Source organism: Acidovorax facilis (assembly GCF_023913775.1).
Classification (GTDB): Bacteria; Pseudomonadota; Gammaproteobacteria; order Burkholderiales; family Burkholderiaceae_C; genus Acidovorax; species Acidovorax facilis.
On sequence record NZ_JAMXAX010000288.1, the window covers coordinates 1 to 1,269 of the forward strand.

Consider the following 1,269-nt stretch of genomic DNA (forward strand, 5'->3'; position numbering starts at 1 on the left):
AACACAATGACAACCAAGAAGCACGAAGTACCGCAAAAACTGCTGGCCAGCCTGCTGGCCGACTACAAGAAGCCTGAAGACCTGATTGGCGAGAACGGCCTGCTCAAGCAGCTGACCAAGCTGCTCGTGGAGAAGGCGCTGGACGCCGAACTGACCGAACACCTGGGCCACGAGCGCCATGAAGCCGTGGCCAACGCCAGCGGCAACACCCGCAACGGCAAGAGCAAGAAGACCCTCAAGGGCGATTTCGGCGAACTGCCCATCGAAGTGCCACGCGACCGCCACGGCAGCTTTGAGCCCCAGCTCATCCCCAAGCACCAGACCCGCTGGAGCGGCTTCGACGACAAAATCATCTCGCTGTACGCCCGCGGCATGACGGTGCGCGAGATTCAGGGGCACCTGCAGGAGATGTATGGCACCGAGGTCTCGCCCAGCCTGATTTCCTCTGTGACAGATGCGGTCAGCGACGAGGTCAAAGCTTGGCAGGCACGGCCGCTGGAAGCCATCTATCCCATCGTCTACCTGGACTGTATCCATGTGAAGGTGCGCGAGGGCGCGGTACGGGTCAAGGCGGTGTACCTGGCCATCGGCATCAACATGAATGGCGAGAAGGAGGTGCTGGGCCTGTGGCTGGCGCAGACCGAGGGCGCCAAGTTCTGGCTGCAGGTGGTAACCGAGCTGCGCAACCGGGGCGTACAGGATATCTTCATCGCCTGCGTTGACGGGCTCAAGGGCTTCCCCGATGCCATCGAGGCGGTGTTCCCCAAGGCGGTGGTTCAACTGTGCATCGTGCACATGGTGCGCCACAGCCTGAACTATGTCTCGTGGAAGCGCAGGAAGGATGTGGCGGCGGACCTGCGCCACATCTACCAGGCCGCAACCGCCGAAGAGGCCGAGCTGCGCCTGGGCGAGTTCGAAGCAAAGTGGGACTCGGACTACCTGCCCATTGGCCAGTCCTGGCGCAGGAACTGGAGCCGACTGACGCCGTTCTTTGACCACCCGGCGGAAATCCGCAAGGTCATCTACACGACCAACGCCATCGAGTCGGTGAACATGGGCCTGAGGAAGCTGAGCAAGAACCGGGGTTCATTCCCCAGCGATGAGGCGCTGACCAAGTTGTTCTACTTAGCCCTGCGCAACATCAGTCAGAAGTGGACCATGCCGATTCGGGATTGGAAGGCAGCGCTGACCCGATTTACCATTCAGTTCGGAGACCGCATCTCCGTCAACTGAAGTCCGAACCGTTTACACAAAAATTCGGACACGCCC

Annotated in this window: 1 protein-coding gene; it reads left to right on the forward strand. The window is 60.8% G+C overall.

The features are described from left to right. The first annotated feature begins 6 nt into the window (after nucleotides 1-6). Nucleotides 7-1,233 carry an IS256 family transposase gene (locus NFX52_RS30195; protein ID WP_055392850.1) on the forward strand — a complete coding sequence of 409 codons (1,227 nt, stop codon included), beginning with the start codon at nucleotides 7-9 and terminating at the stop codon, nucleotides 1,231-1,233. Nucleotides 1,234-1,269: the final 36 nt, after the last annotated feature.

Coding starts and splice junctions, on each gene's coding strand:
- NFX52_RS30195 (WP_055392850.1), top strand. CDS start 7: ATGACAACCAAGAAGCACGAAGTACCGCAAAAACTGCTGGCCAGCCTG.